Source organism: uncultured Thiodictyon sp., assembly GCA_903837595.1.
Classification (GTDB): domain Bacteria; phylum Pseudomonadota; class Gammaproteobacteria; order Chromatiales; family Chromatiaceae; genus Thiodictyon.
The window spans coordinates 1-8,102 of record CAILVI010000158.1 but is presented as its reverse complement, the minus strand read 5'-3'; the positions used below and the strand labels follow the sequence as shown (position 1 = coordinate 8,102).

Annotated in this window: 8 protein-coding genes; all 8 read left to right on the top strand. The window is 63.7% G+C overall.

Features of this window, described 5'->3' with window-relative positions:
- Positions 1-63: 63 nt before the first annotated feature.
- On the top strand, positions 64-441 hold the full coding sequence (secE, locus tag QZY44_RS08590; protein ID WP_295445064.1) for a preprotein translocase subunit SecE: 378 nt from the start codon (positions 64-66) through the stop codon (positions 439-441).
- Positions 442-443: 2 nt separating this feature from the next.
- A complete protein-coding gene (gene nusG / locus QZY44_RS08585; protein WP_295445061.1) occupies positions 444-977 on the top strand; it encodes a transcription termination/antitermination protein NusG in 534 nt (177 codons plus the stop codon).
- Between the two features lie 103 nt (positions 978-1,080).
- Positions 1,081-1,515: a 50S ribosomal protein L11 gene (gene rplK / locus QZY44_RS08580; RefSeq protein ID WP_295445058.1), complete on the top strand. Its 435-nt coding sequence runs from the start codon at positions 1,081-1,083 to the stop codon at positions 1,513-1,515.
- Between the two features lie 2 nt (positions 1,516-1,517).
- The gene (rplA, locus tag QZY44_RS08575) at positions 1,518-2,210 is read left to right on the top strand and encodes a 50S ribosomal protein L1 (protein ID WP_295445055.1); all 693 of its coding nucleotides are present in this window, start codon (positions 1,518-1,520) and stop codon (positions 2,208-2,210) included.
- 274 nt (positions 2,211-2,484) lie between these two features.
- On the top strand, positions 2,485-3,012 hold the full coding sequence (rplJ, locus tag QZY44_RS08570) for a 50S ribosomal protein L10 (RefSeq protein ID WP_295445052.1): 528 nt from the start codon (positions 2,485-2,487) through the stop codon (positions 3,010-3,012).
- Positions 3,013-3,057: 45 nt separating this feature from the next.
- Positions 3,058-3,435, top strand: a complete 378-nt coding sequence (gene rplL, locus QZY44_RS08565) for a 50S ribosomal protein L7/L12 (protein WP_295445050.1) — start codon at positions 3,058-3,060, stop codon at positions 3,433-3,435.
- A gap of 222 nt (positions 3,436-3,657) precedes the next feature.
- Positions 3,658-7,830: a DNA-directed RNA polymerase subunit beta gene (rpoB, locus tag QZY44_RS08560; RefSeq protein WP_295445047.1), complete on the top strand. Its 4,173-nt coding sequence runs from the start codon at positions 3,658-3,660 to the stop codon at positions 7,828-7,830.
- Positions 7,831-7,918: 88 nt separating this feature from the next.
- On the top strand, positions 7,919-8,102 hold a 184-nt coding region (locus QZY44_RS08555), incomplete at its 3' end, for a hypothetical protein (protein WP_295445044.1).

Here is an 8,102-nt window from a genome sequence, read left to right as displayed (position 1 = left end):
AGTCCCTCCTGGCCTGCCATACAACCATCGCCCCTTACCCCACTCCGAGGCGACACGTCACCCATGACATCAACCGTTGAGGTCAAAGGCGCCAGCTTGGATATTGCCAAGCTGGCCGGTGCCGCATTGTTGCTGATTGTCGGCATCTTTGCTTTTTATTACTTTGCACCCTGGTCTGCGCTGCTGCGGGTCTTGGGGTTGCTTGTCATCGCTGGCGCCGCGGTCGCCATCGCCTTGCAGACGGAGCCCGGACGCGCACTCTGGCAGTTCATTGCGGATGCACGGATGGAAGTGCGCAAGGTCGTTTGGCCGACCCGCCAGGAAACCATCCAGACCACCTTGGTGGTGATGGCCATGGTCGTCGTCGTCGGTCTCGTACTGTGGCTTTTCGACACGGTATTGATGGCAATCTTGAGGTTTCTCACAGGCCAAGGAGGCTGATCTTGTCCAAGCGTTGGTACGTCATTCACGCCTATTCGGGCTTTGAGGGTCAGGTCAAGCGTTCGCTCGAGGAGCGGGTTCGGCGGGCAGGTCTGGAAGACGCCTTCGGGTCCGTCTTGGTCCCGACCGAAGAGGTCGTGGAGATGCGCAATGGCCAGCAGCGCAAGAGCGAGCGCAAGTTTTTTCCGGGCTATGTCCTGGTGCAAATGGACATGTCCGACGAGACCTGGCACCTGGTCAAGAGTGTGCCCAAGGTCATGGGTTTCATTGGCGGTACCGGCGACCGCCCTGCCCCGATTCCGGACAAGCAGGCGGATGCGATCCTTCTGCGGATGCAGGAGGGCGTCGAGAAGCCGCGCCCGAAGGTGCTCTATGAGCCCGGCGAGGTGGTGCGCGTCGTCGACGGACCCTTTACGGACTTCAACGGCGTGGTCGAGGATGTCGATTACGACAAGAGTCGCGTCAAGGTATCAGTCCTGATCTTTGGGCGGTCGACGCCAGTGGACCTCGAATTCTCTCAAGTTGAAAAGGGTTGAGGGGCCGCGCGCGGCACACGTTAAGTTTCGGTCCCATACCGGGACCCACCACGGGGAGCCAAGGGTTCAATCCCTGGCGCTAGCACCCATCAGGAGCTAAGACATGGCGAAAAAGATAAACGCCTACATCAAGCTGCAGGTCAAGGCGGGCATTGCCAATCCCAGCCCGCCGGTCGGCCCTGCACTAGGTCAGCACGGCGTCAATATCATGGAGTTCTGTAAGACGTTCAATGCCAGAACGCAGGAACTCGAGCAGGGTATGCCGATTCCGGTGGTCATCACCGTTTATTCGGACCGTAGCTTCACCTTTATCACCAAGACCCCGCCGGCCTCCATCCTGTTGAAGAAGGCCGCCGGTATTCCCAAGGGCAGCGCGATACCCCATACCACCAAGGTGGGCAAGGTCACGCGTGAGCAGCTTGAGGCCATCGCCACCACCAAGATGCCGGATCTCACCGCGGCTGATTTGGACGCGGCGGTGCGCACCATCGCGGGCAGTGCCCGTTCCATGGGCCTGGACGTCGAGGGGGTAATCTGATCATGGCGAAGCAAAGCAAGCGCCAAGCCGAGATCCGTGCGCGCGTCCAACGCGGCAAGCCGTATCCGGCGGAAGAGGCATTCGGTCTCCTGAAGGAGGTCGCACGCGTCAAGTTCGTCGAGAGCGTCGATGTCGCCGTAAACCTGGGCGTCGACCCGCGCAAATCCGACCAGGTAGTGCGCGGTTCCACCGTCCTGCCCCACGGAATCGGCAAGACCGTGCGAGTCGCGGTCTTTGCGCAGGGCGCCAACGCCGAGGCGGCGACCGCCGCCGGTGCAGATCGGGTCGGCTTCGATGACTTGGCCGAGGAGATCAAGGCCGGCAAGATGGACTTCGATGTCGTCATCGCCTCCCCGGATGCCATGCGGGTCGTCGGTCAACTCGGCAAGATCCTCGGCCCCCGCGGCCTGATGCCCAACCCGAAGGTCGGCACGGTCACCGCTGACGTCGCCGAGGCCGTGCGTAACGCCAAGGCGGGACAGGTCCGCTACCGCACCGATAAGGGCGGCATCATCCATTGCCCCCTGGGCCGGGTGGACTTCGAGCCGGCCAAGCTGCGCGAAAACCTTGAGGCACTGCTGGCAAACCTGATGCGGGCCAAGCCGAGCACCTCCAAGGGCATTTATATGCGCAAGGTGACGGTGTCGACCACCATGGGGCCGGGCCTCGTGGTCGAGCATCTGTCCCTCATCTAATATCAGGTTATCTTTGAGGTCTGACCGTGGACGGTCGGACCACTCTTTGGGGCACCGACCTGGTCGGAGCCGTCAAAGACCGCAGGTGGCGCGGGGCCGGAAAAACCCGGCTGCTGTGCCTTAATGAGATGAGGCACCTGCGCAGACGGTGCTCCCGAATCACATGGCTGATGACGGCGCACTGCATGGCGTTCTCGGTGGTCGACGGAGCGGCTGACCGACAACGCGACCCGGTCATTCGGCCGGGTGGACCTTGACTGGAGAGGTGACGACAGTGGCGCTCAATCTTGCGCAGAAAGAAGCAATCGTCGCCGAAGTTGCGGAAGTCGCACGGGGCGCCTTTTCGGCCGTTGCGGCCGAGTACCGGGGCCTGACCGTCGGACAGATCACCAAGTTGCGCGTCGAAGCGCGCAAGGTCGGTGTCTATGTCCGGGTGGTCAAGAATACCCTGGCCCGGCGCGCGCTGGAAGGCACCGATTTCGCGTGTATGCGGGATGGGCTCACGGGCCCGCTGATCCTGGCGTTCGCGAAGGAAGACCCGGGTGCCGTCGGGCGGGTCGCGGTGGCATTTGCCAAGGACCACGACAAGTTCCAGGTACGCCTGGTGGCTGTCGGGGGCAAATTGCTCGACCCCTCCAAGCTCAGTGATCTGGCCAAGATGCCGACCCGCAATCAGGCGTTGAGCCTGTTGCTGGCGACCATGAAGGCCCCGGTCCAGAAGCTTGCAGCGACGATCAACGAGGTACCGGGCAAACTCGTCCGCACCCTCGCCGCAGTTCGCGATGCCAAAGAGGCCGCTTAAGCGCGCGCCTCGTTTATACGCAATGTGATTTAAGGAGACAGGCAAATGGCCGTTTCGAAAGAAGAGATCCTCGACGCGATTGGTAACATGACCGTGCTTGAGGTCGTTGACCTCATCTCGATGATGGAAGAGAAGTTCGGCGTCACCGCCGCCGCCGCCGTCGTTGCCGGGCCCGCCGCCGGCCCCGCGGAAGTCGCGGTGGTGGAAGAGCAGACCGAATTCAACGTGATCCTCACCTCCTTCGGTGCCAACAAGGTGGGCGTGATCAAGGCGGTGCGTGCACTCACCGGTCTGGGGCTGAAGGAAGCCAAGGATGCCGTCGAAGGCGTCCCCAACACCATCAAGGAAGCCGTCTCGAAGGCCGATGCCGCCGAGGCCAAGAAGCAGCTGGAGGAGGCTGGCGCCACCGTCGAAGTGAAGTAACGACGCATTGCGTCGCGACCTCTCTTCGCGGACCGACTAGGCTGGCGGCGATTTGCCGCTGGCCTTTTGCCGTTTGATTGAGAGCTACAGTAAGCGTGTTACTGCAAGGGCGACGCGTCAGGTGTCCGGGTTCTTCAACCTGGAGGCGCCGACGCTGCGCCTGTGGCGGTCCTGAATCCGGGTTCCATCCGGGTCCATCCAAGTTTTTCGAGGGAAGGCATAATGGCTTATTCGTTCACCGAAAAAAAGCGCATCCGCAAAGACTTTGGCAAACGTCCGACGATTCTGGACGTGCCCTTCCTCCTGGCGACCCAGATCGAGTCCTATCGTGAATTCCTGCAAGCCGATTTACCGCCCAAAAAGCGCGTGGACGAGGGCCTGCATGCGGCCTTCAAGACCGTGTTCCCGATCGAGAGTTACTCCGGCTACGCGGTGCTGGAGTATGTCAGCTACCGCCTGGGCGAGCCACCGTTCGACGTGCGGGAATGCCACCTGCGCGGCGCGACCTACGCCGCCCCCCTGCGCGTGCTACTGCGGCTCGTGATCTATGACAAGGAGGCGCCGGCCGGCGCCAAGGTGGTCAAGGACATCAAGGAGCAGGAAGTCTACATGGGCGAACTGCCGCTGATGACCGAGACCGGCACCTTCATCATCAACGGCACCGAGCGCGTCATCGTCTCGCAGCTGCACCGCTCCCCGGGCGTCTTCTTCGACCACGACAAGGGCAAGACCCACTCCTCGGGCAAGCTACTATTCTCGGCCCGCGTGATCCCCTACCGCGGGTCCTGGCTGGACTTCGAGTTCGACCCGAAAGACAACGTTTTTGTGCGGATCGACCGGCGGCGCAAGCTGCCGGCGACCATCGTCCTGCGCGCCCTGGGCTACGGGGTCGAGGATATCCTCGAATTTTTCTTTGAGACTGACACCTTCCGCTTCGCTGGCGAGGAGGTCTCCTTGGACCTGGTGCCCGAGCGGCTGCGCGGCGAGACGGTCGGTTTTGACGTCAAGATCGGTGAGCAGGTCATCGTGGAGGCCGGCCGGCGGGTCACCGCGCGGCACATCCGCGAGCTGCAGAAGGCCGGGATCGAGCGCCTGGAGGTGCCGGCGGACTTCCTGGTCGGGCGTGTCGTGGCGCGGGCCCAGGTCGACACCGCCACCGGTGAGGTCATCGCCGAGGCCAACACGGCGCTCACCCGCGAGCTGATGGCGCTCCTGGTCGCCAAGGGCATCGATCACGTCGAGACGCTGTTCGTCAACGACCTGGATCAGGGGCCCTACATCTCCGAGACCCTGCGCATCGACCCCACGACCACCGAGCTGGAGGCCATGGTCGAGATCTACCGCATGATGCGCCCCGGCGAGCCGCCGACCAAGGACGCGGCACAGAACCTGTTCCACAATCTGTTTTTCACCCCGGATCGCTATGACCTGTCCGCGGTCGGGCGCATGAAGTTCAACCGGCGGCTCGGGCGACCCGCGGAAGAGGGGCCAGGGGTACTCTATGACGGGCGCTATTTCCGCGGCCGCACCGACGCCTTCTCGGTCGCGTTGCGCACCGCCAACGGGGACACCTCCGACATCCTCGATGCACTCAAGGTGCTGGTGGAGCTGCGCAACGGCCGCGGCACCGTCGACGACATCGACCATCTGGGCAATCGCCGCATCCGCTGCGTCGGTGAGATGGCGGAGAACCAGTTCCGGGTCGGCTTGGTGCGCGTGGAGCGCGCGGTCAAGGAGCGCCTGTCGCTCGCCGAGTCCGAGGGGCTGATGCCGCAGGAGTTGATCAACGCCAAACCGGTGTCGGCCGCGATCAAGGAGTTCTTCGGCTCCAGTCAGCTCTCCCAGTTCATGGACCAGAACAACCCGCTCTCCGAGGTTACCCACAAGCGACGTGTCTCCGCACTTGGCCCCGGCGGCCTGGCGCGCGAACGGGCCGGCTTCGAGGTGCGTGACGTGCACCCCACTCACTACGGCCGCGTCTGCCCGATCGAGACCCCTGAAGGCCCGAACATCGGCCTGATCAACTCGCTCGCCGTCTATGCCCGCACAAATCGGTACGGTTTCCTGGAGACCCCCTACCGCAAGGTGGAGGGTGGACGGGCCGGCATGGAGATCGACTACCTGTCCGCGATCGAGGAAGGCAACTTCGTCATCGCCCAGGCCAACGCGACCCTGGACGTCGATGGCCGCCTGACCGACGCGCTGGTGTCCTGCCGGCACGCGAACGAGTTCGCGATGAAGACCCCGGACGAGGTCCAGTACATGGACGTCTCCCCGCGGCAGATCGTCTCGGTGGCGGCGTCCCTGATCCCCTTCCTGGAGCATGACGACGCCAACCGCGCGCTCATGGGCTCCAACATGCAGCGCCAGGCGGTGCCGACGCTGCGCGCCGAAAAGCCCCTGGTAGGCACCGGCATGGAGCGGGCGGTGGCCAAGGACTCGGGCGTGGTGGTGCGGGCGCGCCGCGGTGGGGTCATCGAGTCGGTCGACGCCGCGCGTATCGTGGTGCGGGTCAACGACGAGGAGGCCGAGCCGGGGGTACCGGGTGTCGATATCTACACCCTGACCAAGTACACCCGCTCCAACCAGAACACCTGCATCAACCAGCGTCCGCTGGTGCGCCCGGGCAACGCCATCGCCAAGGACGACGTGCTGGCGGACGGTCCCTCCACCGACATGGGCGAACTGGCCCTGGGCCAGAACCTGCGGGTCGCCTTCATGCCCTGGAACGGCTACAACTTCGAGGACTCGATCCTGATCTCGGAGCGGGTCGTCCAAGAGGATCGCTTCACCAGCATCCACATTGAGGAACTGACCTGCCTGGCGCGGGATACCAAGCTGGGGCCAGAGGAGATCACGGCCGATATCCCCAACGTCGGCGAGTCGGCCCTGGCCAAGCTCGACGAGTCGGGCATCGTCTATGTGGGTGCCGAGGTCCGTGACGGCGACATCCTGGTGGGCAAGGTCACCCCCAAGGGCGAGACTCAACTCACCCCCGAGGAGAAGCTGCTGCGGGCGATCTTCGGTGAGAAGGCCTCCGACGTGAAGGACACCTCGCTGCGGCTGCCCTCGGGCATGACCGGCACGGTGGTGGACGTGCAGGTCTTCACCCGCGACGGCGTGGAGCGCGACGCGCGCGCCCAGCAGATCCAGGACCAGGAACTCGATCGGGTGCGCAAGGACTTCGCGGACCAGGCGCGCATCATGGAGAACGACACCTTCCAGCGCGTCGAGCGGATGCTGATCGGCAAGATCGCCGATGGCGGTCCGGGGACCCTGAAGCCCGGCGCCAAGATCACCAAGACCTATCTGCAGGACATCACCGAGAAGGGATCGCGCGACCGCTGGTTTGAGATCCGGATGCACAGCGAGGAAATCGCCCTGCAACTGGAGGCGGTTGCCAACCAGATCAAACTGCAGCGCGAGGAGTTCCGCGACCGCTACGAGGTCAAGAAGCGCAAGATCGCGGCCGGCGACGACCTGGCCCCGGGCGTGCTCAAAATGGTCAAGGTCTATGTGGCGGTCAAGCGGCGCATCCAGCCGGGTGACAAGATGGCCGGACGCCACGGCAACAAGGGCGTGGTCTCCAAGGTCGTCCCGGTGGAGGATATGCCCTTCTCCGCCGACGGCGAGCCGGTCGACATCGTACTCAACCCGCTCGGCGTGCCCTCGCGTATGAACGTGGGTCAGATCCTGGAGACCCACCTGGGTTGGGCCGCCAATGGGTTGGGCGTGAAGATCGAGCGCCTGCTGCGCTCCCAGACCGCGGTGGCCGAACTGCGCGAGTTCCTCGACAAGGTCTACAACACCAGCGGTCGCAAGGAGGATCTGGCGAGCTTCACGGACGAGGAGATCCTGGAACTGTCCCGCAATCTGGTGAAGGGCGTGCCCTTGGCGACCCCGGTCTTCGACGGTGCCACCGAGGACGAGATCCGCTACATGCTGGCACTCGCCGAGCGCGACAACAGCGCCCAGGGTATCCCCTGCGGCCAGAGTCTGCTGCGCGATGGGCGCACCGGTGACGCCTTCGAGCGCCCGGTGACGGTGGGCTACATGTATATGCTCAAGCTCAACCACTTGGTCGATGACAAGATGCATGCCCGCTCCACCGGCCCCTACAGCCTGGTGACCCAGCAACCGCTGGGCGGCAAGGCGCAGTTCGGTGGTCAGCGCTTCGGGGAGATGGAGGTCTGGGCCCTGGAGGCCTACGGCGCCGGCTACACCCTCCAGGAAATGCTCACGGTCAAGTCGGACGATGTGAACGGACGCACCAAGATGTACAAGAACATCGTCGACGGCGACCACCGCATGGAGGCCGGGATGCCGGAATCCTTCAACGTGTTGGTGAAGGAAATCCGCTCGCTCGGGATCAACATCGAACTGGAACAGGACTGAACGTAGGAGCGGCGGCTAACCCCGCCGCGACTCACTCGACCCATCGGCCCGCGGGCGGGCCTCCTACGTCAAGCTGGGAGATCGTGAATTGAAAGACCTTCTCAAGATTATCAAGCAGCAGGGCCAGGCCCTGGAATTCGACGCGATCAAGATCGGGCTGGCCTCGCCCGAGATGATCCGTTCCTGGTCCTTCGGTGAGGTGAAGAAGCCCGAGACCATCAACTACCGCACCTTCAAACCGGAGCGCGATGGGCTCTTCTGCGCCAAGATCT